The sequence below is a fragment of the Sporosarcina sp. 6E9 genome, assembly GCF_017921835.1.
Taxonomy (GTDB): Bacteria; Bacillota; Bacilli; order Bacillales_A; family Planococcaceae; genus Sporosarcina.
In genome coordinates this window covers 349,299-375,370 of sequence record NZ_JAGEMN010000001.1, presented here as the reverse complement: position 1 = coordinate 375,370, position 26,072 = coordinate 349,299, and the positions used below count along the sequence as shown (strand labels likewise).

Below are 26,072 nucleotides of genomic sequence, written 5' to 3'. Positions count from 1 at the left end.
TTAAATTTAGTGGATGCATAAAACTTGTAAGCTTATTCTGAATCTTATCACATGTTTGTTTATAAAAAAAGCGAAATCTTATGTTAATTTTAGTATCCGTATATTAATAAGCGAAAGTATTAGATTAATTATGCTATATTATGATTAGTTCTGGATTAAAAAAGAGTGAGTGTATTGATCAGTAAAGTCGGTCAAATTATGTTGTATGTAAATAATCAAGATAAAGCTATAAAATTTTGGACAGAAATCATAGGTTTTAGCGTGAAATCCGAAGAGGATAACGGACAGGGTATGAAATGGATTGAAATCGCCCCGTCAAATGAGGCTGAAACTGCGTTAATTCTCCACAATAAGGCCTTAATTGCGCAGATGCAACCCGAATTATATCTCGGAACACCATCATTAATTTTTTTCACTGAAAATCTTGATGAATTCCATACCCACTTAACAAATCAAAACATTACAGTTGGTGAAATTATGAGTTTACCTTCAGTTCGAGTATTTAATTTTGCGGATTATGAAGAAAATTATTTTGCGATTATGGAAAAAGGCAAGTAATTGAAAAAGTCCCTTTCTCAACAAAAAGTTGGAAGGGGCTCTTGTTTTCCCATTAATGATATTATGCCTTACTCCATATTCGCCGATTAAGTGTTAACTCATCGACTATTGAAAAATACTCCAAAAAGTCATCATATATTTCTCTTAATCTTGCTTCGTCATTACTATTGTGAAGCTGACCACTGAATTGATCTTTTGTTGTTCTTCTAAAAATGAACATTTTATTATCCACAAAAGTAAATTCTGCTTTTCCATCAGTAGTATGACTGTATTCCATGAGCTTACGTACAAAGTTTGTAGAAAGAATATAGCGGGCTTCTACGTCATCAGTTGTCATGACTACAAATTCTTTATTAAAGTCATGATCAGTGAGTTCAATCTTATATGCACCTATGCTTTTAACATGTGCATGTGTGTTAGCCAAAAACTTTCGTCTATAAATATACGTGCTTCCCTCAAAAAAATTATTAAAATCAGCAATAAATACAACCCCTTCAAACACAGTTGTTATCTTATCATCTGAACTATCACCCGAATCCATCACATGGATTTCTGATAGTTTAAAAGTCGTTAATCCCAATTGTCCTTCAATATAATCTTCACCACTTACCATATAATTCTGTCCAAAATAATTGCTTTGATATAGTTCATTCTTTTTAATATGCTCATTTGGGTTATAAGTAGCATGGTAGGTAAATTCACCGTCATCTTCCGGCGATTTATAATTTTGAAATAGCGCATCTACTAGTTTTGTAATAAACAAATCAGCATATGTTTTTTTAAATTTATAATTCATACGATTAAAAACTATTGACCTCAGAAACATGCAGAAAAACAATGAAAAAGCGACGATAAATATATTTTTCGTTAATAAATAAAACCCTATAATGATTAAACCGAAAACTATATTAGTGATTAATTGCTTTTTTTTCGTGTTTTTCCTTTGTTTATCAGCCGCAGAGAATGAAGGTTGTAAAATTGGTAATATCGATTCAAATGATGGAAACATTTATATTCCCCCTAATCTTTCACTTAGATTGATATCTACTTTATGCTCTTCTGCAACTTCTAACATATCGACTTCATGAATTTTCATAAATGAGCCAATCATACGGGTTGGAAACTGCTTTAGCTTTGTGTTTAATTGGTAAACGTTTGCGTTATAGGATCTACGACTGGCTGATAACTTTTCTTCTACATCGGTAATCGCTGATGTTAAACTACGATAGACTGTGTCCGCCTTCAATTCGGGATAATTTTCAACTTGTAATCTTAGGCTTTTTTGAAGATTTTCAATCTCGCTCGATGCAGCTAGTTTTTCATTGGCTGACATCTGGATGTAATTTGTACGAATTTTAGCCAGCTTTAGTTGTGTTTCTTGTTCATAATCTGTATAAGACACAACGGTGTCCGCAAGTTTCGATAATTGATCAAACCGTTGCAATAAATATGTGTCAATCGCATGATGCGCCTCTTCTATTCGGTTGCGCAAAGAAATAAATGTGTTGTACTGCAAAACCAAATAAATAATAATGATGCCCGCGAGGCAAAATAACATTATCAACATCAATAGAAATAAACCTAGAATGATTTCCAAAATTTCTCCCCTTTTTTAATACATTTTATTAACTTTATTAAATCATCTATATTTCAAGTGTATGTTTTCAATGTTAAGACAAGGTTAAGTTATAACAAAACAGCCTTCACTCCATTATGGGGAGTGAAGGCTGTTTTGTTTTTCAGAAATATTACCAAATCCAACTGTAATTATTTCTCGTATTCTTTTTCAAAATCAATTGTGCTTCTAACTGTATCAATAGGTCTAACCAACTTCTCAATTTGCTCGCGTTTCGGCTCCAAAAATGGAGGTAAGGAAAGGAGTTCACCAAGCGTTTCGTACGGCTCATCCCCCATAAATCCAGGGCCATCTGTCGCAAATTCAAATAAGATTTGCGGCGCAACACGCGCATAGAGCGATCCAAAAAAGAATCGATCGACAAAGCCTGAAGTTTGGAATCCGAAGCTTTCAAGTCTGTTTGTCCATTCATCTAATACAGCACGGTCTTCGACACGGAATGCAGCATGGTGAACTGTTCCGTAACCTTGTTGAGCGATGGGTAAAACGGTATTATGTTCAACAATAATTTGAGCACCGTTTCCACCCTGCCCGCCTTCGAATAAATGATAGGAACCTTCTTGTGCGTTTTCATTAAAGACCATCACTTTTTCCAATACTTCCTTGAAATAATCAAATTCAGCAATGCGGACAAAAACAGGGCCTAAACCAGTAATTGCAAACTCAAGTGGAATTGGACCATTCTGCCAAGGGGTTCCTGATTCTATGCCTTCATTAAACTCATCTGAAATCAATTGATATTGTTGATCATCAAAATCAACAAATGACAATGTCTTTTTGCCAAATTGTTCTTTAATGCCTGTATGCTCTACTTCCAAACGATTAAAACGTTTTACCCAATAATCAAGCGCAGCATCTGTTGGTACTCTGAATGATGTTTTTGAAATTTCATTTGTTCCGTGGGTCCCTTTTGGGATGTTTGGAAAATCAAAGAACGTCATATCTGTCCCCGCACTACCTTTATCATCGGCAAAAAATAAGTGATAGGTTTGAATATCATCTTGGTTGACGGTTTTTTTCACCAAACGCATACCAAGTGCATATGTGAAAAATTCATAGTTTTTCTCTGCGCTACTCGTAATAGCTGTGACATGGTGAATTCCTTTTAATTCGTTCATAATGATTGTCCTCCTGTTTAAATATTATAGACTTTTTGCTCTATATCCAATACGTTTTAATAATTCAACTGTCTCGATAAGTTCATCAGCTTCTAACTGATCAAAAACTTCTTCCATAATGATTTTATGTTTCGGAAAAATTTCATCCATTAACTCTTTTCCGCTTTCGGTTAGTCCTGCATGGGTTACGCGCCGATCTTTTGGACAGGCTTTGCGAATTACATAGTTCTTATTCACAAGCTTATCGACGACATAAGTGATACTACCGCTAGTCAGAAGAACCTTCTTCCCAATCATTTGGGTTGGTTGGTCACCTTTGTGGTACAACAACTCTAAAACAGAAAACTCTGTTGGGTTTAGTCCATATTTAGCAACATCTTTACGAATGACTTCTTGAATTGCTTGGGAGGTACGAAGTATGACAGTAACAGCTTTTAATTCTTCAGAGTCTACTTTCATTTTTATCACCCCTAAACTTATTTGAATTCAAGTATCTTTAATTCGAGATAAACATAACATGAAATGAATTGCTTTGTCAATCGTCGTGTTTACAAATTGATATGAAGTAAAATGATACTATTATGAAGACAAAAAAGAAGCCCACTAAAAAAGTGGACTACAGCATTCTTATTCTTCAAACGCATCGGGATAAACGACACGCTCAAATACCTCATCGGTCATATGATCTTTATAGTCAATTTCTACTTTGACCTTATCTGGCGCTGCACCGTCAAAGACTTGATAGTACATCCCAGACATTGCCAAGCCGAATGCAGCTAAACCGTCAAAACCATTCTCAAAGGCTTCTTTATCGACGATTAGCGTAAACTTCGAGAATGATTTATTGTACTTTATATCTTGAATGGATTGAAAATCTTCATCGGTTTTCAATTCATCGGCATAACTTATTAGATTATCAGCTATTTCAGCCATCATTTCTTTATGCTTAGACTTTGACATCTTATAAGTCAATGATCCATCGCTATTTTTTGTAACCTCTGATACTCCTTCATCTTTAGCATTTTCAATAGCTTCCTCAATATCTTCCCCTTCAAAAAACGATGCAGGTAATGTCACTTCAACATTTACAATTCCTTTATCGACAGCCACCTTTTCACCGGTGTCAGCCTTTGCACTTTCGCTACTATCTGACGAGCAAGCAACTAAGAATAGCAACATGAGTGCGGATACTAAAATACCAATCTTCTCCATTAAAAACCCTCCTGAATTTTTATTTCACCAAAAAGAATACAGGTGACCCTTCACTTGAATCATACGAAACTTTGAAATCGTCACCGATTCTAACCTGGTTATAAATATAACCTTCGCCTGTTGCGCCACTAAAGAGTTCCTTATGCAGTTCGTTTGGTATTACAGCTGAAACTAACTCATATACTTCCCCTTCATCTGAAACAAAATTAAAATTAAACGAGGAGAAAAATAAGCTATCATCTTCCGTTTCTGAATCCTTCAAGAATCCCTTCACCTTTACGAGCGCATATTCATACCCTTCTTCAGCTGGTTCATTAAACTGATTTTCTTTCTCAATAATGGACCAAGCCTCATCACCGCGGATTACTTCTAGTAAAGTTAGTTGAAGTGCTGAAGGATACGAATTAAAACTGTCATCGTAAATATTTTCCTTTACAGTAATCGTATCTCCAAATGGCAATGGATTTGAACGGGTACCTACCGACTTTTCTTTCTTATCTTCTTGCTCTGTTTCTTCGACGCCATCCTCTTCACTATCGACACCCGAATCCTGATCAGAAGCTGCTGAAACTTCACGATCATTTTTTTCATCAATGTCACCACATCCAGCCAACATCAATAAAGTTGCAACGCCTAAAATATACAAAATCTGTTTCAATTAAAACCCCTCCATATCATTTTTTACCTTCTCCTTTATTGTAAACAATGATTAAACGAGACCTTTGCGAATATCCACAAAGGTCTCGTTTTAATTATTCATTTGACTCAATAACACATGGTATACTTGATAAAACATTCTGAAAGAGAGTTGACTTTGTATGTATACAGATATTATGACAAAAATGAAAATCCTAAAACCGGTAAATGAAGTATTCGAAGCGATTATAGACCCAGTAAAAATGGCTAATTATTGGTTTTCATCGGGAACAGGAAGAGTAGTACAGGGCAAAACGATTACTTGGAGATATGATGAATACAATGCAGAAGGGATGATTTATGTATCAGAAGTACTTGAAAATGAAAAAATCGTATTCTTATGGGGCGAGGAAGGTCAAGAAACTGTCGTTACGATAAAATTAGAAATGTTGGATAGAGTCACTACAATCATCCAGGTAATTGAGTCCGGGTTAAAAGAAGATGATCCCGAAATCGTAAACAAAATGCTAGGTCAAAAAGAAGGTTGGGTTTACATGTTGACTTGTTTAAAGGGGTATTTGGAAAATGGCACAAACAATTTGAGAGCATCATTAATTCATTAAATGAATAATAAGCGTTGAACCACAAAAAACACGTTTCATGTTGCGATTGAACGTGTTTTTCACGTTATTAATAATGACTTAGTTAACTGCAACCACAATGACCAAATGGGCCAATCGGAATCGCACACGAATTGCATAACTGGATTTTTTTCTTTTTATTGGCCAGTCGCTTTTCATTTTCTTTTTTCTCTTGAAGAATCGAAGAAGCAATAAATCTGTCTGCCTTATCCTTTGTAAAGAAAAAACTTATCCCGTAAATCACTCGTATTGGCGTTGCGTGATTAGCTAACTTGATATTTAGTTGATTTTTACTAACATACTTAACTATAGTACCTTTATGAACTTCTTTATTCTTAATTACAAATACCTGTTCTCCAACCCCAACATTGTGTACCCCCATATACCTCCCCTTTCGAAAACTTTTACTTTTATTTCCGCATAAAGTAATTCTTCTATCCTATGAATTCTATGACATAAAAATGCAAAACTCCTTAAAATTACAGGCTACCTTCCCTAGATTTATACTTTTCCTCAATTCACCCCAATCGATATTGCTCTAATGCCAGTTGTGCTGCTAATGCTGATATATCTCGATTGTTTATCCTAAAGTCAGTTCCAGCGTGTATGACTAGTTCCAGTCTGTGACTTCTGGTATTTTTACGTACATCACCTATTCCAGTGAATTGAACGACTCGTTCACGATTTAAAACTTGATTGATTGCCCAGAATTTATTCAAATAGCTACTGTTATATGGATCGGCTGTAAAAGATTCTTCGAAGACGACAGTAATCACTTTGTTGTTATTTTCCACAACTATTTCCGCGGTTTCGCCATCTACTATATTTGATGTAATCTTCCCCATAACCAAACGAATTTCGCCGATGTCAGATGCCGTAATTCCATCGACTAATCGCTTTGATATATTTCTTCTTCTGAAAATGAGTTCATCTTCATACAATCCACTATCAAATAAAACGAGCTGTTCTGCCTTTACGTTAGCTTTTCTAGAAGTAATTCCCCTAACACTATTTCTAGGTTTAATTCTGCTGTTTCTTAGTGCCTCGCGTTCTTCCACTGATAGATTCATCTGAATATAGGCGTCATTTAAGGCATTTTGCCGTCTATTATAAGAGATTTCGACACGCACAATATCCGTGAGATTTCTACCCAACTTAACAGGAAATCGGGCAAAATAGTAAGGACAATTTACTGAATGTTGATCGTATCTCCATGTTCTGAAATGCGGGTATCTCCCGCCACTATAACTAATTCTGGCTGAACAATTTTCCGTCGGACAAAATATTTTCTGTTTCAACTTATTTGTATACGTATGAGTTGTTACTTCACCAAGGTGAATTTCCTCTTCAAATCCATTATCGTCTCTATAGAATACACGCACTATCCTCCTCATAGAACATTACCCCTTTCTTTAATCAAAAAATGTTGATAAGAAAGCCAAATTGAACTGTTAACAGAATTATCGCCATACTCACACTTTACCACAACTTGGAAGTCCTTGATATATATTTTTTAATACTTGAAATAACAAGCGAAATAACCTCGTAATAGAACAGCAATCATCATCGCGATTAGCGGTGCTTTTCGTTTTAGAAAGGATCTTTATGGTAATTCTGGTATGATAACAGTAGTTTAAATATATATTTAATATTCCATAAACCGTCCAGATTTTAGAAGAACACTTAAAATAATTAAATTTGTGTTGGGAGAGATCATATGAGTCCAAGTGAACTGATCTACTTTTTTTTAATTGGAGTTGCAGTAGTAATTGCGATAACAATTCTGTGGTTTATTTTTAGAAAGAAAAGAAGAATAGCAATTGTGTTTACGAGCATCCTAGTCTTAGGATTTTTCGGATATATTCTCTATTTTCCTACGTTGAAAACGAATAAACATTCAGAGGCGTATGAAATCGTAAGTGATTATCTAGATAATAACTACCCCAATCGGGTATTCACGGTTGTACCGGAACAATATGAAGCCGGATATACAGTTGGTGATTTCCATGTAAATGATGTTGAGACGCCAACTATCGGTGTGATCTTGCGGTGCGATAAAGATGAAGTAACAGAAATAGGTACTTGGTCAAATCTCGAATATCCGACACAGCAAGAACTTTGGCGTGAAATCCAATCGTATTATGGAAGTCATTATTCGTTAAATAAAGACCTTGCGGAAATAACTAAAATAGATGAATGGATTGATGGTGAGCTGACAGCCTTTGCACTAACTATTGATGATATGCCTGCCATTGCCCTATTTAATTACTCTAAAGCAGGTTATGACTTATTGGAATTACAGGAAGGAGAGCGTGAAGGTTACGTTATTATTGAAAGAGAGGGTTATGTATTTATTTATGCAGATGAACGCTATCAAGGAAGAAAAGTTTCAGCGAATTTGGTAAATAATAAGCAATTCACTTTCAATGTCGACGAGCAAAAAGGTCAATTAATCATCGAGAAACAACAGTAAAGAAAGAGTCCAATTCGTATCCGAATTTGGACTCTGTTTGGTGTTTGATTTAGTTCCTGTACCGCTCAACTGAATGGTTTAGTATTTTACAGAAATTTCAATTTCATAGATATCATAGTCGGTCACGGTCGTTTTGGGGGGTCGTATTGTGAACGCTCCGTATCTAATTTATCTTCAGCATCTCTATCAATTTGATTCACAAAATCTTCCTCTTCATGTCGTACGTTGTCACCATCAACGAAAACTTGTCCTGCTGCCGTCTCGTCATACACCGCTCGTCTTTCGATATCTACTTCTTCACGTGAAACGGGGACTTCCACTGACTGTTCTTGCCCGACAACATGTTCACCGATATTCACTTCGGTATCGATATTCCGGCTAGCATGATTTAAAGTAGCGTTTGCGCCTACATCACCAGTGGTCAAGTTCGAGCCTAGGTTCGGATCGGAATAGTTTTCTAGAAATTCCGCCTGCCTGTCATAGGTTGTTCTTCCGTATTCTTGGTCAACATACAACAAGATGCGCCCATTCTTCACTTCCTCATAATGACGAGTAGCTTCTTCTTTGGTGAGTCCCATATCATTAAATGCCGCCTTCACCGGTTCATCTCCACTAATGAAGGCAATGAATCTATCTAGCCAGTTTCCGCCTGGAGACTCCAAATCGACATCCGTCTGTCCTCGAACAATCGATAGTGAATCTTCATCATTTGTGACAACGTAAATATCATCTTCTGAATAGCCTTCTGTCTTTAGCTCGTCAATTATATTCAAAACTTCGTGTTCTGTTTGGAATGTACCTACAAATCTTTTATCTGCCATGTTGATATTTCCTCCTAGAATTTTAGTAGTTTTAGTGCTTAGTCTATAAATACCCGTGTCACAAAGTCTAAAACACAAAAGGACCTCCCATAGTTATGTGACTGGTTCGGTTGACGGGGAGAAAAACGCTACTGACAGTGTCAAATATCATACCAATCAGCATAATTTCAACAGCAAATTGGCAAATAAAAAAGCTTAGATTTCTAAGCTTTTTACGTATATTTACTAGCTTTATTTTACTAAAGCAACCGCTTGGTGACGATGTAATATATTTTTGAACATCCAAGCTATCAAAGTAATATATCAATTTTTCGCCTAAAAGATCTTCAGTCATCAGAACTGTATTGTATCCCCAATATATCCCTCCCTCACTTAAACTCAACGTCAATCAAACCCAAGATACTTCTTGAACTAACCTACACTTTAACTTTAATTCGATTGAAACAAATAAAGGTTCCCATTTTAAATGTTGATGTATCAACGAAAAAAGAAGACACTAATTCATATGTGAATTGTGTCTGTGAATAGATTGTTATTTGACGTTTTTCCTGTAAAATCATGTCCCACAAAAAGTTTGATATGGAATGGTGGATTCAGGTAATGTTGTATATTTTTCATTTGCAGAAGCGTAATTGTATGGATCTTGAAGAGCTTCCAGAAGTTGATTCATCACACGATAATCGCCTTGCACAACTGCAGCTTCCAGTGCTTCTTCGACGCGATGATTACGAGGAATGACTGCTGGATTGCTGTCTCGCATTAATTGGTAAGAAGATTCTATAGATTCCTGTTGTCTCTCTAATCTGGCTTGCCATACGCCATGCCACTCCGTAAATTCTGATGAGCCAAACATTTTGTGATCAGTCAATTTATTAACAGTCAACGCACGAAATGTATTGGTGAAATCGGCTTGGTGATTTTTCATCATGGTAAGTAGTTGATTGATTAGACTGGCATCGTCGTCTTCTTCATTAAATAATCCTAATTTACGCCTCATGCCAGACAACCAACTCGATTGATACGCCTCAGGAAATCTTGAAATTGTATCTTGCGCTAATTTGAGGGCTTCTGACTCGTCTTCATGTAATAGCGGGATGAGCGTTTCAGCTAAACGAGCGAGATTCCATCCGGCTATCGATGGTTGATTGCCATAGGCGTAACGACCTTGAATGTCGATTGAACTGAAAACAGTTGCTGGGTCGTACGTGTCCATGAAAGCGCAAGGACCGTAATCGATTGTTTCACCGCAAATGGCCATGTTATCGGTATTCATCACACCGTGGATAAATCCAACTAATTGCCATTTAGCGATTAAAGCAGCCTGTCTAGAAATTACTGCTTGCAGAAACGAAAGATAACGATTTTCGTCAGCTTCAATTTCCGGATAATGACGTTGTATCGCATAATCGGCCAGTTGTTGAAGATCTTCAAACGTTCCCCACTGCGCAGCATATTGAAACGTCCCCACACGTAAATGACTTTTGGCAATGCGCGTTAATATAGCACCTGATAACATGGTTTCGCGGAATATGGCTTCTCCTGTAGTTACCACCGCTAAACTACGGGTTGTTGGAATACCAAGTGCATGCATCGCTTCACTGATAATATATTCTCGCAGCATCGGGCCAATACCAGCTCTTCCATCGCCACCGCGAGAATATTGGGTACGCCCTGATCCTTTTAGCTGAATATCAAATCGCTCGCCCGATGGCGTTATTTGTTCACCAATGAGCATTGCCCGGCCGTCACCCAACATCGTAAAGTTTCCAAATTGATGGCCAGCGTAGGCTTGCGCAAGCGGCAATGCACCTTCAGGAATCCCGTTACCGGCAAATACTGCAATTCCCTCCTCACTTTTTAGCGTATTGGCATTTAGCCCTAGCGACATTGCCAGGGAATCATTGAGGATTATCAATTCGGGTGCGTCTACAGGATTCGGATCCATCTTAGTAAAAAAGATGTTCGGCAGACGAGCATAACTATTGTCTAAATTCCATCCAGTTTCTTCTTTTTGTATATTTGTCATATTAATCTCCTAGAATTATTTATTTTACACTTACGAAATACCGATATAATAAGTCTATACTTTTCAGGATTGATTATACGCATTATGTATATTGATATCGAATCATCTGCGTTGGGAGTAAATGAATCATTTCAGGAAATACTACGAAAAAAGGAGGTAAAGAAAATGGCGAAAAACAATAAAATATTAGTTCCCGAAGCGCGAAAAGAGTTGGATAAACTGAAAGCCGATGTTATGCGTCAACATGGATACAAAGTGAATTCGAACAATCCTGACGATGTAAAATTCGAAATAGCAAACGAACTCGGTATTCCTTTAACAAAAGGTTACAACGGTAAAATTACCGCTGAAAATGCAGGTAAAATCGGAGGACCGATTGGCGGGAATATGGTAAAAGAAATGGTTCGGATGGCGCAGGAACAAATGTTAAAGAAGTGAATGGATTCTAGGAATAACCAGAGAAAAGTGCCGGTTTTTGTAACCAGGCACTTCCTTGATGATTCTTAAATTATTTCTTTTTCGGTTTTTGCGGGGAATAATCTTGGTGATCAAATTCTTCCGCGGCTTCTGCTAATTGCGATTGAAGTTCACGAAAGTTTTCATTTCCTTCTTGATGATTTTGGGCTAAATTTATCTCTGCAATTTGTTGCTGATTTAACCTGGGATCGCGTCGTTGGATAAAACTATTCGAGTGTTCCTGCCGATTCAAATTTAGTCGTACGCCCTTATCATGATGCGATTTATTATCTTTTTTCGCCAATTCCCTCACTCCTTTTTAATGTAATCAACTGTAGTATTCGCTTATATGAGGACAGTATACGTTATTTACAGGAGATGAAGGCGTTATCAAAATTAAGTGGAAATGGAATCTAATTTTCACTTGAAGTTAAAAGAGATAACCACTTTGATACGAATTGATTGCCGTTCCATGTCAATAAATTTTCAATATAGCCCAAGGTATCGCCATTAACCGTTCCAATAATCCGTTGGAATGCTAGTATGTCATAATTGTAGCTTTTATTATTTGTAATGATTGGATTCAAGGCGCTAATGCCCAAAGCCCCGCCAAGAAATGGTTCCTTCAATTTACCTTCTTCATCATAAAACTGCGATAAATAATCGGCTCCTTTGTTACTGATGTCTATCTTGAATAATTTATTTAGCTGTCGGTTTTCAACATTAACCTTATAATAATCTTCATAATTTACATTGAATAAGTACTTTGCATTGTATTTATCAACATCAAATAGTTCTTTTAAAATGTTGTTTCTGTATGAATAAATATAAAAGATTCCATAACCGCCGCTACCACCCGTATCAGCGCTGATCATAATATCAGCAATATTGTCTTTATTGAAATCCCCAAGAAAAAGCCGTGCATTATAGCCGGCCGTACTTTCGAGCGGGATGGTTGTTTTTTTATTTGACCGCCCATCTTGAATAAAAAGTGTGATGTTATCGGCTAAGTTACCCAGTTGTGCATCGACATTCCCATATAGATAGACGTTATCTAAAATACCGTCACCAGTGACATCTGCAATTTTCCAGTCCAACAATGTACGGTTGCTATTCACATTAACTCCCCCTATTCATACAAACGCCGTTAATTGTAATGTATGCTAATCAGCTTTCATTTCTTCATCCTGTTATAATAGAAGAAAAGTGATTAATGGGGTGCCCATAAATGGATAATAGAATTGCATGGATGCGGCTTAAACATGGTCAATGGGATTTATACTTGGCTGCGACAGACCAAGGACTTTGCTATGTGGGAACGCAAAACGAGGATTTTGATGACTTTGAGAAATGGGCTATGAAGCGATTGCCTGGGTATTTTTTAGTGGAAGAGAAGGAGACACTGAAATGCTACGCACAGGAAATGATGGAGTTTTTAGACGGTCAGCGGAAGGAATTTACGACGAGCACTGACTTGCATGGAACGCCATTTCAGCAATCTGTTTGGCAAGCATTACTGGAAATACCTTTTGGTAAAACAGTATCTTATTCAACGATTGCGGAACGTATCGGAAATCCAAAAGCTGTACGCGCCGTTGGAACAGCAATCGGAGCCAATCCCATGCTGATTGTCGTTCCTTGTCATCGAGTAATTGGAAAAAACGGCTCTTTAACCGGCTTTCGTGGCGGACTGGATATGAAAGTGCAGTTGCTTGATATTGAAAGCTGATGCGAACGGAACACCTTCTCCAGCAAAAAGAAATAACCCCCCTCCGCTAACGATCGACCACGTAAGGAGGGTGGTTATTTCATTACACGCTAATACTGACCGCTCGCTTTTCTTTAAAAGGAGTTTCTCAGACGTTCAGATTTCCCTATTATATGTCGATTATCCCATAAATACATTCCATGATTCTGCCTAAAAGAAAAGCGACATGTCATTTCAAATAAAATAATCCACCATTGATGATTTCAATTTTAATCCTTGCTTCATATTGTTGGTCCATTGCTTCTTTTTCGATGTCATAACTCTCTGGCCTATCCTCTACCCCTTCATAGAAATACTCCAATACTTTGCGATCCTTTTCCCACCTCATTTTTGCTTCTTCCGCCCATGTATGATCATCTTGTTCAATAATATTGTCGATTATGGCATCCAAACGTTCAAGTGCCCGAGCAGGGGTTATAATATACGGTAAGTTGAACGTGTTTTCCGACATATTTACATCCAAATCCACGTCACTTATCGATTCCTGAAATCCGTCAATGAGTTCACCAGTCATTAAGTTAATCCCCAATGAATATAAGGTTTCTTTCGTTTGATCACTATAATACGAAAGCTTATAATTCACGCCTAACCATGGCGTTAAAATGCTTTGCGAACCAAATTTATCGGATATCTTCTCGTACATCAATACAAATGAACCTAATTCTTTAATTGTTTGGAGTAGCTTACTAAGCCGCGGGGAACCGAAATGCACAATTTCCCCTTTAACATCGTCAACTAGCCTGTTTTTATCTGTTATTAAAGTGATTTGCGCTGGGCACGGCACACCATTCGTACTTTCCACGTACTGCCAATAAAAGGGTCGATTCATAATCCTTTTATCCATATCAATTGTTAATTGGACAGTCAGGTAATGCTCTTTATCAGTTAACACTTGGCAATCGTTTTCCTTGAAGAGCTCTCTTAAATAACCGTGAATTTGTTGCGGAAACATCTACTCCCTCCTCTTCTTTAACACGGGATAAAGTGAAACTTCAATAAATGGGTCGCACTTCCCTATTTATTATTAGTTGAACCAATCGGGTAGGGAGGAATCGAACTTTATTCCTCCGCACCTACGTGTCGTTGATGAACTTCTACGGCACGTTAACACGGGATACAGTGAAACTTCAATAAATGGGACGCACTTCCCCATTTATTGTTAGTTGAACCAATCGGGTGTTTACGTGCCGTTGTTACTTCTTACGGCACGTTAACACGGGACAAAATATCATCCAACTCGCCCACCACTTGTTCAAAAACGCCGATTTTAATATACAGCAAATCCAATATATGATCCTCGATTGTATTCTGAATCGCTAAATTGTAGATATTAACATCGTGTTCCTGACCTAGCCGATGGACACGACCTATACGTTGCTCTAACTTCATTGGATTCCACGGCAGATCGTAATTTATGACATGATGACAAAACTGGAGGTTAATCCCTTCACTACCCGACTCCGTCGCAATCAACACTTGTGCTTTTTGCTCAAACAGTTGCTTCATCCATTCACGTTTACTTTTGCTGAATTGACCGTTAAAAGTAACGCTTGTAATTCCTTTTGATTGTAAATACCACTGTAAATAGGTTTGACTTCCCCGGTATTCGGTAAAGATAATTACCTTATCACCTTTAACACGAGAAATAATTTCATAAGCCTTTTCCGCTTTTGAATTTATCTCAAGTTCCATTAGCTTTCCAATGATTTCTTCTATATAAGAGATATCTTCCGGTTCCGTGCATCTTTCAAGCATATTTGTTAACGTTAAAGCCGTCGCTTCCTTACTGCTACACATTTCCCTCTGCAGCGTAATCAAAGAAAAGGCATCCGAAAATACAGTCGAAACATTTTTAAGTTCAGAAATCAGGTCGTATACATCTCGCTCTTCCTTCGTAAAACTGATAGGTATTATTTCTACATTTCGATTTGTCCATTCAATTCCAGTATCTTCTCTTCTATTTCTGACCATAACTTGATTAACCAATTCTTTTAAGTATTCATCATGCTCTACATTGTGTTTACTTGCGGAAAATGAAGCTTGAAACGATTCATAATTCCCAAGATGGCCAGGTTTCAATAAAGAGATGAGATAAAACAGTTCGAACACATTATTTTGAATAGGGGTAGCCGTTAATAACAAACAAAACTTTTTCTTTAAATTTTGAACGAACTCATAACTTTGCGTTTTATGGTTCTTTAATTTATGGGCTTCATCAATGATGATTAAATCAAAGTCTTGTTCGTAAATTCTCTCTCTATGCGGACTTCTTTTTGCCGTATCCAAACTCATGACGACGACTGAGCAATAATTTAAATCATAATTTTTCTTATACTGCAAAGCAGGAATGTGAAATTTTTGATTTAATTCATCAATCCATTGATTGACCAGCGAAGCTGGAACCAAAATCAACGCCTTTTTTACAAGACCTCGGATCAAATACTCTTTTAAGATTAATCCCGCTTCGATGGTTTTACCGAGCCCGACTTCATCCGCCAGAATTGCTTTCCCGTTCATTCTTTCAATAACCGTTTCCGCAACTTCCAACTGATGAGCTAGCGGAGTCAGTTCAGGTAAATATCTTGGTGATTGAAGACCTTGGAAATCTGTTATCAAGTTCATTTTTGCAATTTCATAACTCATATTATATAACTTCCAACTATCCCATTCAGCGCGATTCTCTAGCCGTTCCGTTAAGCCATCTTTCCATTCAGACGATCTTTCAATAATCAAAAATATCACCCCATTCGACGTTTACTTCCTGGTTAGGTTGTCCAAAAATGAAATTCCTATGTTAAATTATAAAGATATAAAATTTCCAAAAAAAAAAGCGAACTACAGATAGTAGTCGCTTCGAATTATTATTTAACAATCGTAACTGGACAGTTTGCGTGCTTTACGACTTTGTGGCTTACACTACCGAGAACCATTTCTTGAAATGCATTTAAACCGCGGCTTCCGATAACGAGTTGATCAATTGAATGATCTTTCACATACTTTATTATCTCTTGACTCGGCTTTCCTTTTAACATCGTACTCTTTATCTTTACACCTGCAGAACTCGCAAGCTTTTCAACAGGTGATACCTTTTGTTCACGATTTAAAGCTAAGCTTTCTGGACTTTGTGCTAACAAACGTTCATCTTTCGCTTTATTATAATCTGCGACGTAAATTACTTCCAAATTTGACTCAGGTATATATTGTGCGAGCATAATTGCATGTTCGGCGGCACGTAAGGCATTGTCTGATCCGTCAACTGCTACAGCAATTTTCATTTTATCATTCCCCCTTATGTGAATTGTTGATATAATTGTTCACTTGAAGAATTTAACCCATGGATTTGTACAGCTACGCCCTTTTGTTCAAGTTTCTGTTTCACTTTAATAATCGCAGCAACAGCAGATTCATCCCAAATTTGACTGTTTTCGAAATTAATAACAACCGCATTTTCGGTAACATGGTCAAAGGACTGTATAAACTTAGTCGTTGATGCGAAAAACAAAGGCCCTTTTACTTTGTATTGATTTTCGTCCTGCAAGACTGACACACGCGAAATTTTTGCAACAAAGAAAAGCGCGCTAATAATTACTCCAGCGACAACGCCGATTGCTAAGTTATGCGTATACAAAATAATGGCGACGGTGATAAGCATGACTAACGACTCCGATTTGGGTGCTTGTTTCAAAAATTTGAATGAACCCCAATTGAAGGTTGTCGCACTCACCATAATCATCACACCGACAAGAACTGGCATCGGTATATCTGCGACAACATCGCCTAAAACGATGATTAAAAACATCAAAAATACACCCGCCGTCAATGTTGATAAACGCCCTCGTCCGCCTGATTTAATATTGATAACAGATTGTCCAATTAACGCACAACCTGCCATCCCGCCGAAAAAACCAGTTACGAAGTTTGCAATACCTTGTCCACGCGCTTCCGTGTTTTTATTGCTCGGCGTGTCCGTCATGTCATCCAATACTTGGGATGTAAGAAGCGATTCCAATAGGCCGACAACTGATAACGCCAATGCATAAGGTAATATAATTTTTATTGTTTCAAAATTAAGCGGAATGTCTGGCAAAAAGAAAACTGGCAACGTATTTGGCATCGTTCCTAAGTCGCCAATTGTTTGCAATTTCACGCCACTTATTAGCGCAATACTTGTCATTACCACTATAGCTATCAACGGTGCGGGAATATATGTGAAAAATCTCGGAATCACGTACACCAATATTAATGTAATGAGTGCAAATACATAAGTCATCTTACCTGCTCCAAGTAAATACGGCATTTGCGTGATGAAAATCATAATCCCGAGTGCATTCACAAAGCCAAGCATGACGGAGTTCGGTATGAAACGCATCAAATTAGCGACACCAAATAACCCTAGTATAAATTGAATAATTCCTGTCAAAATAGTTGCCGCGAGTACATATTGCAAGCCATGGTTGGCCATCAAGCTGACAAGTACTAACGCCATCGCACCTGTTGCCGCCGAAATCAATCCAGGACGTCCGCCAACAAATGAAGTAATGACTGCAATTGTAAATGAAGCATATAAAGCGACACGTGGATCAACGCCCACAATGAACGCAAAAGCCAATGCTTCAGGAATGAGCGCAAGTCCAACAACGATACCTGCTAAAATATCGGCGCGCACATTCCCAAACCAATGTTGTTTTAAAGTATGCATCTTGTTCCCCTTTCATAATCAGTAAGCTACATTTAATCTAATAGCAATGGTAGAATGTTTATAGTATACCATTTCTATTCCCAAAAACTAATACTTTTGGGAAGATAGGAGAAAATAATGAAATACGGATACATCCGACCAATTGTTATGGATCAACAATGCACTAATCAATTGAATAATATGATCATTGATAAATTATATAAAGAAACACATGGGCTCGCGAAGAAAAGGACAGAACTTGAACAATTATTGATGACTGTGCAACCAGGAGACGAGCTATTTGTTCAAAACATTGAAGTATTAGCTGATTCACTTCAGCAACTTTTAGATATTTTACGACTCGCCGAACGCGATCAAATTAGGATTCATTTCATTGATGAACAACAATCTAATCACACGATTCATGAGGCTACATTACTTCAAGGAGCGACATTTTTCGCGGGGTTGCAATCGACTTTTTTAAGCCATTCTTCGACTTTCACACTGCAAGTTGCGAAACAACAGGGCAAATCGATTGGTCGTCCGCGAAAGTCAGATGAAAATTTACAACGCGCATTCGCCATGTATGATAGCAAGAACTATACGCTATATGACATAAAAGAAGCTACGGGCATTAGTAAATCGACTTTATATCGATATTTAGATAGTCGATAAAGAAATAAGAACGCCCAGTGGACGTTCTTTTGTTATACTACTTTATCATTTCTTCAATTAGCTGGCCCACGGTATTTATCAGAAAGCACATGATAATTGTCATGATCAATCAACTGCCATTCTGTTTTTTTGATTTTAACCATTTTTAAGTATTCATTTATTCGCGCCGCATCGTAGGGTTTATAATTTTGCTGCTTCGCCCAGGATTTCGTATGTAGGTAATCAGGATGTTTAGGGTCGTGATACACTTCTAGGAACAATTCATAACCCGGCGGACCACCGACATCTTCAGGAGGCGCTGTTCCTTCTCCGTCAAGTAATGTTGGATAGCCAAAATAGTAATCTTCAACAATTTCTTCAAGTTCTACTCGAATCCGCCAATCGTCTCCGAAATCATAGGTATATAAAAATTCGCCATGCTGTTCAATTATCGCATCGATTTTAATACTAGTTGGTGCCTTTGCCTTTTTAGAAGAATACTTGTTGTCTGCATAGTCCGCTCTGATCACTTCATTATCCGTAATAAAGTAATCATCGATTGTCACACCAAAGAAATGGTATGGCGATAACGTACTTTGAAAGTTTGTGACAGCTTGAATTGTTTGGTGCAAACGATGAAATGTAGCATCTGCTGGCATTATCACACGTCTCCAAATGAGTGGCGTTATGTCTTCAAATGTTAGTTTTAGAATATATGCTTTCATAAGTCAGCCTCCTCTTTTTCTTATCATACGTCATTTTGAAATTTTCTTATACGCTAACGTATTTCACAGCAAAAATGAAAAGACCTTTCGTTTATTAATCGACGAAAGGTCTTCCTTTTTCTATAATAATATATCCATCCAAATTTTCACAGCTGTAAGTAATATAATCGTGGCTAAAAAGATTTGAAGGACTTTGATATTCATTTTCTTTCCAGTTTTAGCACCAAGAGGAGCGGCTATTAAACTCGCAATTACCAGAATTAGTGCAGGAAGATAATCAACTTGCCCGGTTGAAATTTTACCTGCTGTTGCACCAATTGACGATATAAAAATAATTGCTAAAGAAGAGGCTATCGTCACCCTTGTCGGGATTTTTAATACAACTAACATGATTGGGACGATTAAAAATCCCCCGCCTGCGCCTACGATTCCTGAACCTAAACCGACAATTAAAGCTAAAAACATAGCGAGCCACTTGTTAAATGTTACTTGATCCAAAGGTGTATCGTCTATTCCTTTCTTGGGAATAAACATCATAATTGCAGCTATTAATGCTAGGATTCCATAGACAATATTAATACTTTCTTCAGTCATGGATCCTGATCCAAGACTTCCGATAATACTCCCGACTAGTACGCCTGCCCCCATATATATGATCAGTTTTTTATTCAAAAAACCGCCTTTTCGATAGGCCAAGACACCACTTATGGATGCAAATAACACCTGAACTGCACTTATTCCTGAGACATCATGCGCACTGAATGCCGCCAAACCAAATAGCGGTGGAATAAATAAAAGCAATGGATAATTAATAATCGCTCCACCTATTCCAACCATTCCAGACATGTATGATCCAATAAATCCTATTAAAAAAATGATGATAATAAATGTGAAATCCACTTTTAAAACCTCCTAAAGAAAGAAGGGAACCCTATCCGATAAGGTTCCCCAAAACTTTGTCAGCCTTTCTTTACCCAAAACTTTAGTACACCATTTTCTTCAACAGATTCCAAAACCTCATGTCCTCCAACTTTAGACCACGCTGCTAAATCTGCTTTAAATCCTTGATCCGTTGCGTGTACTTCCAATATTTCACCAGTTTCTACGTTGTCCATAGCTCTTTTTGTTCTTACAATTGGCATTGGACAAGCTAAGCCCGTTGCGTCTACTATCATATCTGCTTTCATCTTTCATCTCTCCTATTTGTAATCATTTTTATCGAATTGCACAACGATTTGGTCCAACTTCCATCTCGCGTTGCTTTTCATCATCCGGCGTAATTTTCCCCATATTGGTTTCACGGATTTCTTCGTAGGCATTTGGCTGAGGAGGTAAGTTTCCCGTTACCAATTCTCTAAACGCCGCTTCATCTGTAATGTTTAATCCATGATTTTCTGCGAATAATGTTGCTAAAGGTTTGGCTACACTTCCATCTTCATTTAACTCGCTCGTAATCATAAAGTGAGCAGGTAAGACGATTAAATCATCGGATAGTTCACGATATCGGTGATACAATGTTTCTCTTAAATCACCGACCCAATCCTCTGCCATACCTGCGAGATCCGGTCTCCCTATGGAATCGATGAACAAAATATCTCCCGTTAGTAAATATTTTTCATCTACGACAAATGAAGTTGAACCTATCGTGTGTCCCGGTGAGTACAGTGCATGAATGTTTATCGCAGTGTTTCCTATCTTAATCGATTTACCGCCTTCTAATGGCTCATAGTCAAATTGCACTTCAGTTGCATCTTTCGGAGGTAACCAATAACTTGCATTGGTTTTTTTTGCAATTTCTCTGCCCCCTGAAATATGGTCAGCATGTAAATGTGTATCAAAAACATGCGTAATTTTTGCACCAATACGATTTGCGTAATCGAGGTAAATGTCTGTCATACGTGCTGGATCAATAATCGCTGCTTCGCCGTTTGAAACGACCATGTAAGACAAGCAACCTTTACCAAGTCGTACAAATTGGTGAATTTCGCCGCCATTTGATAATTTTCCAACTTTTACGTGTTCTAAATGTTCACTCCATGCCTTCATGCCACCTTGTAAGTAATAAACGCTAAGCCCAGCGTCGGACAACATATCAGCAACCATAATCGACGAAGCTTCCTTTGCACATACAACTAATACTTCTTTGTTTTTAGGGATTGTATCCATGATTTCCTCAACACCATCTAGCAAATCAAAGTATGGGGCGTTTATAATTTCAATTTTATCCCCTTCTATTTTCCAATCACTAAAGGCACTTTCATTTCGAACATCCAAAATAAATAATTCTTCTTTATTGATGACTTCTTTAGCGACTTCTTTAGCCGTCATAGCTGTTACTGACATCTTACATACCTCCTATAGTTTTTTAGTTTACTGATTTCTCTGTAGGACCCGTCCACATAGTCATCCCAGGAACGACATTAAACACTTTTGTGAAACCCACTTCGGTTAATTTTTGTGACGCTAAGTCACTCCGGTTACCCGTACGACATACGACGTAAATTTCAGATTCCTTGTCGAACTCATTTATGAATTCTTCCAATTCACCAAGCGGAACAGATTTTGCATTTGGAATATGATTAAACGCATATTCGGCTGATTCACGTACATCCAAGACCACTGCGTTGTGGTTCTCTTTTAGCTTTTGTTGCAACTCTTCATTTTGAATGACATGTGGATGTTTCATTTCTTCTTTTTCTTCATCACTTGCTTTACGAAGATAATGCTTTAAAACTGATTCTTTTTCTAATGTTCCCAAGTATTGATGCCCTGTGCGCTCCGCCCATGCTTTTAAATCTGCTGTTGATCCTTTGTCTGTTGCTTGAATCTCCAATACCTCTCCCGATTCCAAATCTTTCATTGCCTTTTTAGTTTTCACAATTGGCATTGGGCATGCCAATCCGATTGCATCTAATACTAAATTTGTTTGAATCATCGTTTATTCCTCCTGTCCAATTACCCTTAGGGGTATATAAATAGTTAAATTTTTTATTCTGTCGGACCGTTCCACTCAAGCATTCCGCCAGTCATGTTCGTTACGTTAAATCCATAATCTTCTAGAAATTTTGTTGCCTGGCCACTTCTACCTCCGGAACGACAAACCAGTATATATTCTTTGGATTTATCCAAGTCTTGCTTCTTGAATTCTACTAACCCTAAGGGTATATGGATTGCACCTGGTATCTTTCCAACTTTTACTTCGTCCACCTCGCGCACATCGATAAGATTTATTGGTGCATGTTCATTCAATAAAGTTTCTACTTGATTTGCTGAAATTTCCTTCATGATGAATCTTCCTCCTTTAGTTGCGCCAAGCGCTCATTCCGCCTTTTACGTTTGTAATGTATTTAAATCCCATCTTTTTTAATACTTTACTCGCATTGATACTTCTCATACCACTTTGGCAAATCAAAAATACTTCTTTATCACGAGATAAGTCTCTGGCTTGATTATGAAGCGTTGCTAATGGCATATTTATAAATTCTTTAATGTGATTCGCTTTAAATTCATTAGGCGTACGAACGTCAATGAACTGCTTATCTTTGTTTTTTAATTCGGGCTTCAACTCTGCCGCGCTGATATTTCGAACACCTTTAGCCGGAGCCAATCGTTTATAGAAAAACCATATGACAGCAGCTAGCAAAAGTATATTTATAAGAGTTCCAACCATAATTAGATCAAAACCTCCCTATTTGATTAAATGAATAAATTGACATGACCATCTTCTGCTTCAGCTAGATAAGCTGCCACACCTGCATATTCAATTTCGTCCAATAATTCTTCTTGTTGTAACCCTAGTAAATCCATTGTCATAGTACATGCAATAAGCTTTACTTCTTGTTCCTGTGCCATCTCGATTAATTGCGGTAGCGTCATGGCATTATGTTTCTTCATGACATGTTTAATCATTTTAGGACCCATTCCAGCAAAATTCATATTGGATAATCCCATTTTGTCTGCACCCCTCGGCATCATTTTACCGAACATTTTTTCAAGAAATCCCTTTTTTAGTTTCAGTGGTTCATCTTTCCGCAATGCATTTAGTCCCCAAAATGTATGGAATATGGTTACTTCATGATCATAAGCTGCGGCCCCATTTGCAATAATATAAGCCGCCATTGCCTTATCATAATCACCACTAAATAATACAATTGTAGTCTTTTTCTTTTCAGTCATCTCATCTTCCTCCTAATATCTTAATTACCCGCCGGGGTATGTCGTGATCCAAAAAAATATACCTGCAGGGGTATACACTATATTAAAAAGAAGCGTTCGTCAACCCCCGATATCCGAGTTTTGATGAACATAAGTCTTTATCTGCTTTTGGTGAGAAGTTCAACCGCTTCTTTGACAAGATTTTCAGTGTCTTCACCCTTCTCAACACTTTCCCGGACGCATTGTTCAAGATTGGTGCTTACAATAACTCCCATAGTCCGATCGATTGCTGTACGCGCTGCTGATAATTGGGTAACGACCTCACGACAATCTTTTCCTTGTTCCATCATTCCAAGTACACCTTTGATCTGGCCTTCAATTCTTTTTAGCCGATTGATAACATTTTTATCGTATTCCATTTCATAACCTCCTCGTTCTTGAAATCTAATCTAAACTTAGTTTATACCCCAGTGGGTATGCTTGTCAAGTTGATAGTTTGAAACGTGATAGCAGCACATTGGTTAATGAGAGTTTAAACACAAAAAATCACCCGTTTACCTTTATCTACTTTCGGCTATACTTTTGAGGATACTTACTTCTATGTTTGGAGGCAAGGAATTTGAAAGTCATTCAAAATGTGAAATTCAATACAACAAACAAAATAAAATTTGCACGTCGAAATTTGTGGTCAGGCATTTTGTTCGGGTTAGGTTTTGTCGCATTTCTCGATGAAACGCTTTTCCACCAGTTGCTCCACTGGCATAAGTTTTACGACAAATCGACTGTCGCCGTTGGTCTGGTTTCAGATGGGCTATTTCACGCATTTAGCTGGTTTGCGACTGTAGGCGGACTCTACCTAGTTGCCGACTTGCGAAGGCGTGGTGCACTATGGCATAAGATGTGGTGGGGAGGTAAATTGCTTGGGGGCGGGTTTTTTCAATTATATGACGGAACAATCCAACACAAAATAATGCGCATTCATCAAATCCGATACAATGTGGATATTTTACCCTATGATCTTGTCTGGAACATTTCAGCAGCCATCATGATTATAGTTGGTATTGGTCTGATTATGGCAGCTAAACGTGATCAACGTGAAAGTAAAGGAGCGTTTTCCCATGCATGAAACGGCAGGCAATCATGCTTTCTTTCTCTTTACTGAACTATTTTTTGGAGCTCCAGCACTTATTGCGATTGGACTTTATATCGGGGCTGTTCTGGTAACCAACCGTAGAAAGAACCTTCGTAACTGGCCTTTATTCCGTACAATTTTCTTCGTTGCTGGTGTATTTTCCGCGGCATCTGCATTGGTTGGACCGCTATCACGTCAATCTCATGTCGATTTTACATCTCACATGGTAGGACATTTACTGCTTGGTATGCTCGCCCCGCTTCTCATTGCAATTGCAGCACCCATGACATTATTGCTTCGCACACTCAATGTCCACACTGCAAGAAAACTCAGCCGAATTTTAAGAAGCCAACCCATTCGATTCTTTAGCCACCCTATTGTCGCCTCCATCTTGAACATTGGTGGATTGTGGCTCCTTTACACGACTAACTTATTTACAGCAATGCACGAAAACCTTTTGTTACATGTCATCGTGCATATTCACGTTTTCATCGCTGGTTATTTGTTTACAATTTCACTCGTTTATATTGATCCGGTTTTTCATCGTTTCAGTTTCCCGTTCAGAACTTCCGTCTTTATTCTAGCGCTTGCAGGACATGGTATCCTGTCAAAATTCATTTACGCGTATCCACCGGAAGGCGTTCCAATAGAACAAGCAAGAATTGGTGCGATGTTTATGTATTACGGCGGTGATGCGGTTGATCTTTTATTAATTTTTATCCTATTTAGACACTGGTATCAATCTGTTCGGCCGCGCAAGAATATTGCAGTTAGGACAGCGGCATAATTTAAATAAAAAACAATCAGCCATTTGTTCAATCTGCTGATTGTTTTTTATTCAAAAGAATTCCCTTTAACTTGATTTTAGGTGCTGATTCTCATACAAGCAATCCAAAAGTTCTTGTACGGCGACTTCACCTGCATGAATCCACCTGTTTTTATCAGTAATTTTCCCGTCGGTATCAATCGGCGATTGGAATTGACTAAATCCGGTTGCATCTATTAACGAACTACCTTCCCTATCCACTCCTACATGCACCACGTGCTTGATCACGAAAGATGTGCCAAATTCAATTGTCGTGTCATAATTATCAAGTTCACCGTCTCTAACGAAAAAAGGAATTCGTATATATATCGTTTCACCCTCTTCTCGACATAAAACATGATCAAAGAATCCAGCATCATAATCCCAGTTTCCGCCTAAGTGATATCCAAGGTCTTGAATACAATCTCTTACCACACCAAAAGTTGCTCTTTGCCCATCTAGCTTTGTTTGCAATTTCAACATGTTGATCCCTCCTACATTAAAGCATTCACAAATGGAGGAGCAAACATACTATTCAATATTGGAAAAGTTCTATGCATACGACTGCAAATAAAAAA

The 26,072-nt window shown here is 37.7% G+C and carries 35 protein-coding genes; 8 read left to right on the top strand and 27 right to left on the bottom strand.

Annotated elements, in window-relative coordinates; genetic code table 11:
- Positions 1-174 precede the first annotated feature (174 nt).
- On the top strand, positions 175-558 hold the full coding sequence (locus J4G36_RS02065; RefSeq protein ID WP_210468206.1) for a VOC family protein: 384 nt from the start codon (positions 175-177) through the stop codon (positions 556-558).
- 61 nt (positions 559-619) lie between these two features.
- Here the strand turns inward: J4G36_RS02065 and J4G36_RS02060 are convergent, their stop codons facing one another.
- The 6 genes from J4G36_RS02060 to J4G36_RS02035 all read right to left on the bottom strand — a co-directional run bounded on the left by J4G36_RS02060 (position 620) and on the right by J4G36_RS02035 (position 5,182).
- A complete protein-coding gene (locus tag J4G36_RS02060; RefSeq protein WP_210468204.1) occupies positions 620-1,567 on the bottom strand; it encodes a DUF3137 domain-containing protein in 948 nt (315 codons plus the stop codon).
- Positions 1,568-2,155 (bottom strand): LemA family protein, encoded by a 588-nt coding sequence (locus tag J4G36_RS02055; protein WP_210468195.1) that lies wholly within the window; start codon positions 2,153-2,155, stop codon positions 1,568-1,570.
- Positions 2,156-2,325: 170 nt separating this feature from the next.
- A complete protein-coding gene (locus J4G36_RS02050; RefSeq protein ID WP_210468192.1) occupies positions 2,326-3,312 on the bottom strand; it encodes a ring-cleaving dioxygenase in 987 nt (328 codons plus the stop codon).
- A 24-nt stretch (positions 3,313-3,336) separates the two neighbouring features.
- A complete protein-coding gene (locus J4G36_RS02045; protein ID WP_210468175.1) occupies positions 3,337-3,771 on the bottom strand; it encodes a MarR family winged helix-turn-helix transcriptional regulator in 435 nt (144 codons plus the stop codon).
- 168 nt (positions 3,772-3,939) lie between these two features.
- Positions 3,940-4,524, bottom strand: a complete 585-nt coding sequence (locus J4G36_RS02040; RefSeq protein WP_210468173.1) for a hypothetical protein — start codon at positions 4,522-4,524, stop codon at positions 3,940-3,942.
- A 19-nt stretch (positions 4,525-4,543) separates the two neighbouring features.
- Positions 4,544-5,182 (bottom strand): hypothetical protein, encoded by a 639-nt coding sequence (locus J4G36_RS02035; RefSeq protein ID WP_210468170.1) that lies wholly within the window; start codon positions 5,180-5,182, stop codon positions 4,544-4,546.
- 160 nt (positions 5,183-5,342) lie between these two features.
- Between J4G36_RS02035 and J4G36_RS02030 the strand changes: the two genes are divergently transcribed.
- On the top strand, positions 5,343-5,783 hold the full coding sequence (locus J4G36_RS02030; protein WP_210468169.1) for an SRPBCC family protein: 441 nt from the start codon (positions 5,343-5,345) through the stop codon (positions 5,781-5,783).
- Between the two features lie 82 nt (positions 5,784-5,865).
- Here J4G36_RS02030 and J4G36_RS02025 read toward each other — a convergent pair whose 3' ends face one another.
- Both J4G36_RS02025 and J4G36_RS02020 read right to left on the bottom strand, forming a co-directional pair.
- Positions 5,866-6,183 carry a hypothetical protein gene (locus J4G36_RS02025; RefSeq protein WP_210468168.1) on the bottom strand — a complete coding sequence of 106 codons (318 nt, stop codon included), beginning with the start codon at positions 6,181-6,183 and terminating at the stop codon, positions 5,866-5,868.
- A gap of 136 nt (positions 6,184-6,319) precedes the next feature.
- The gene (locus J4G36_RS02020) at positions 6,320-7,195 is read right to left on the bottom strand and encodes a hypothetical protein (protein WP_210468163.1); all 876 of its coding nucleotides are present in this window, start codon (positions 7,193-7,195) and stop codon (positions 6,320-6,322) included.
- Positions 7,196-7,518: 323 nt separating this feature from the next.
- Here J4G36_RS02020 and J4G36_RS02015 point away from each other — a divergent pair, with 323 nt between their 5' ends.
- A complete protein-coding gene (locus tag J4G36_RS02015) occupies positions 7,519-8,274 on the top strand; it encodes a hypothetical protein (protein WP_210468161.1) in 756 nt (251 codons plus the stop codon).
- A 122-nt stretch (positions 8,275-8,396) separates the two neighbouring features.
- Here the strand turns inward: J4G36_RS02015 and J4G36_RS02010 are convergent, their stop codons facing one another.
- The 3 genes from J4G36_RS02010 to J4G36_RS02000 all read right to left on the bottom strand — a co-directional run bounded on the left by J4G36_RS02010 (position 8,397) and on the right by J4G36_RS02000 (position 11,121).
- Complete coding sequence (locus tag J4G36_RS02010; RefSeq protein WP_210468154.1) at positions 8,397-9,095, bottom strand: general stress protein; 699 nt, start codon at positions 9,093-9,095, stop codon at positions 8,397-8,399.
- A 67-nt stretch (positions 9,096-9,162) separates the two neighbouring features.
- A complete protein-coding gene (locus tag J4G36_RS02005; RefSeq protein ID WP_210468153.1) occupies positions 9,163-9,429 on the bottom strand; it encodes a hypothetical protein in 267 nt (88 codons plus the stop codon).
- Positions 9,430-9,651: 222 nt separating this feature from the next.
- Positions 9,652-11,121, bottom strand: coding sequence for a protein adenylyltransferase SelO (locus J4G36_RS02000; RefSeq protein ID WP_210468151.1), 1,470 nt, complete (start codon positions 11,119-11,121; stop codon positions 9,652-9,654).
- Positions 11,122-11,286: 165 nt separating this feature from the next.
- Between J4G36_RS02000 and J4G36_RS01995 the strand changes: the two genes are divergently transcribed.
- Positions 11,287-11,559: an alpha/beta-type small acid-soluble spore protein gene (locus tag J4G36_RS01995; RefSeq protein WP_210468149.1), complete on the top strand. Its 273-nt coding sequence runs from the start codon at positions 11,287-11,289 to the stop codon at positions 11,557-11,559.
- Positions 11,560-11,629: 70 nt separating this feature from the next.
- On the opposite strand, the gene J4G36_RS01990 is transcribed toward J4G36_RS01995, so the two are convergent.
- Together J4G36_RS01990 and J4G36_RS01985 are read right to left on the bottom strand one after the other, a co-directional pair.
- Positions 11,630-11,881 (bottom strand): hypothetical protein, encoded by a 252-nt coding sequence (locus tag J4G36_RS01990; RefSeq protein WP_210468145.1) that lies wholly within the window; start codon positions 11,879-11,881, stop codon positions 11,630-11,632.
- A gap of 109 nt (positions 11,882-11,990) precedes the next feature.
- Complete coding sequence (locus J4G36_RS01985) at positions 11,991-12,695, bottom strand: VCBS repeat-containing protein (RefSeq protein ID WP_368668710.1); 705 nt, start codon at positions 12,693-12,695, stop codon at positions 11,991-11,993.
- A 110-nt stretch (positions 12,696-12,805) separates the two neighbouring features.
- Between J4G36_RS01985 and J4G36_RS01980 the strand changes: the two genes are divergently transcribed.
- The gene (locus J4G36_RS01980) at positions 12,806-13,306 is read left to right on the top strand and encodes a methylated-DNA--[protein]-cysteine S-methyltransferase (RefSeq protein ID WP_210468144.1); all 501 of its coding nucleotides are present in this window, start codon (positions 12,806-12,808) and stop codon (positions 13,304-13,306) included.
- Positions 13,307-13,514: 208 nt separating this feature from the next.
- On the opposite strand, the gene J4G36_RS01975 is transcribed toward J4G36_RS01980, so the two are convergent.
- The 4 genes from J4G36_RS01975 to J4G36_RS01960 form a co-directional block, all read right to left on the bottom strand.
- The gene (locus J4G36_RS01975; RefSeq protein WP_210468143.1) at positions 13,515-14,297 is read right to left on the bottom strand and encodes a YqhG family protein; all 783 of its coding nucleotides are present in this window, start codon (positions 14,295-14,297) and stop codon (positions 13,515-13,517) included.
- Positions 14,298-14,545: 248 nt separating this feature from the next.
- The gene (locus tag J4G36_RS01970) at positions 14,546-16,078 is read right to left on the bottom strand and encodes a DEAD/DEAH box helicase (RefSeq protein ID WP_210468142.1); all 1,533 of its coding nucleotides are present in this window, start codon (positions 16,076-16,078) and stop codon (positions 14,546-14,548) included.
- 128 nt (positions 16,079-16,206) lie between these two features.
- On the bottom strand, positions 16,207-16,620 hold the full coding sequence (locus tag J4G36_RS01965; protein WP_210468141.1) for a universal stress protein: 414 nt from the start codon (positions 16,618-16,620) through the stop codon (positions 16,207-16,209).
- Between the two features lie 14 nt (positions 16,621-16,634).
- A complete protein-coding gene (locus J4G36_RS01960; RefSeq protein ID WP_210468140.1) occupies positions 16,635-18,044 on the bottom strand; it encodes a SulP family inorganic anion transporter in 1,410 nt (469 codons plus the stop codon).
- A gap of 117 nt (positions 18,045-18,161) precedes the next feature.
- On the opposite strand from J4G36_RS01960, the gene J4G36_RS01955 reads away from it, so the two are divergent.
- The gene (locus J4G36_RS01955; protein ID WP_210468139.1) at positions 18,162-18,698 is read left to right on the top strand and encodes a recombinase family protein; all 537 of its coding nucleotides are present in this window, start codon (positions 18,162-18,164) and stop codon (positions 18,696-18,698) included.
- A gap of 53 nt (positions 18,699-18,751) precedes the next feature.
- Here J4G36_RS01955 and J4G36_RS01950 read toward each other — a convergent pair whose 3' ends face one another.
- From J4G36_RS01950 to J4G36_RS01910, 9 genes are all read right to left on the bottom strand, one after another.
- Positions 18,752-19,402 carry a plasmid pRiA4b ORF-3 family protein gene (locus J4G36_RS01950; protein WP_210468138.1) on the bottom strand — a complete coding sequence of 217 codons (651 nt, stop codon included), beginning with the start codon at positions 19,400-19,402 and terminating at the stop codon, positions 18,752-18,754.
- A 120-nt stretch (positions 19,403-19,522) separates the two neighbouring features.
- Complete coding sequence (locus J4G36_RS01945; protein WP_210468137.1) at positions 19,523-20,302, bottom strand: sulfite exporter TauE/SafE family protein; 780 nt, start codon at positions 20,300-20,302, stop codon at positions 19,523-19,525.
- 59 nt (positions 20,303-20,361) lie between these two features.
- Positions 20,362-20,589 (bottom strand): sulfurtransferase TusA family protein, encoded by a 228-nt coding sequence (locus tag J4G36_RS01940; RefSeq protein ID WP_210468136.1) that lies wholly within the window; start codon positions 20,587-20,589, stop codon positions 20,362-20,364.
- Between the two features lie 28 nt (positions 20,590-20,617).
- Entirely contained in the window at positions 20,618-21,745 is a 1,128-nt protein-coding gene (locus J4G36_RS01935) for an MBL fold metallo-hydrolase (protein ID WP_210468135.1), read from the bottom strand.
- Positions 21,746-21,767: 22 nt separating this feature from the next.
- Entirely contained in the window at positions 21,768-22,337 is a 570-nt protein-coding gene (locus tag J4G36_RS01930) for a sulfurtransferase TusA family protein (protein ID WP_210468134.1), read from the bottom strand.
- A gap of 53 nt (positions 22,338-22,390) precedes the next feature.
- Complete coding sequence (locus tag J4G36_RS01925) at positions 22,391-22,687, bottom strand: rhodanese-like domain-containing protein (RefSeq protein ID WP_210468133.1); 297 nt, start codon at positions 22,685-22,687, stop codon at positions 22,391-22,393.
- 16 nt (positions 22,688-22,703) lie between these two features.
- Positions 22,704-23,072 (bottom strand): rhodanese-like domain-containing protein, encoded by a 369-nt coding sequence (locus J4G36_RS01920; RefSeq protein ID WP_210468132.1) that lies wholly within the window; start codon positions 23,070-23,072, stop codon positions 22,704-22,706.
- A 26-nt stretch (positions 23,073-23,098) separates the two neighbouring features.
- A complete protein-coding gene (locus J4G36_RS01915) occupies positions 23,099-23,578 on the bottom strand; it encodes a DsrE/DsrF/DrsH-like family protein (RefSeq protein WP_210468131.1) in 480 nt (159 codons plus the stop codon).
- Positions 23,579-23,715: 137 nt separating this feature from the next.
- Complete coding sequence (locus J4G36_RS01910; protein WP_210468130.1) at positions 23,716-23,976, bottom strand: metal-sensitive transcriptional regulator; 261 nt, start codon at positions 23,974-23,976, stop codon at positions 23,716-23,718.
- 209 nt (positions 23,977-24,185) lie between these two features.
- Between J4G36_RS01910 and J4G36_RS01905 the strand changes: the two genes are divergently transcribed.
- Complete coding sequence (locus J4G36_RS01905; protein ID WP_210470383.1) at positions 24,186-24,683, top strand: DUF2243 domain-containing protein; 498 nt, start codon at positions 24,186-24,188, stop codon at positions 24,681-24,683.
- Entirely contained in the window at positions 24,676-25,476 is an 801-nt protein-coding gene (locus J4G36_RS01900) for a cytochrome c oxidase assembly protein (RefSeq protein ID WP_210468129.1), read from the top strand. The genes J4G36_RS01905 and J4G36_RS01900 overlap by 8 nt, the downstream gene beginning before the upstream one ends.
- Before the next feature lie 66 nt (positions 25,477-25,542).
- Here J4G36_RS01900 and J4G36_RS01895 read toward each other — a convergent pair whose 3' ends face one another.
- Entirely contained in the window at positions 25,543-25,977 is a 435-nt protein-coding gene (locus J4G36_RS01895) for a YugN family protein (RefSeq protein ID WP_210468128.1), read from the bottom strand.
- Positions 25,978-26,072 lie beyond the last annotated feature (95 nt).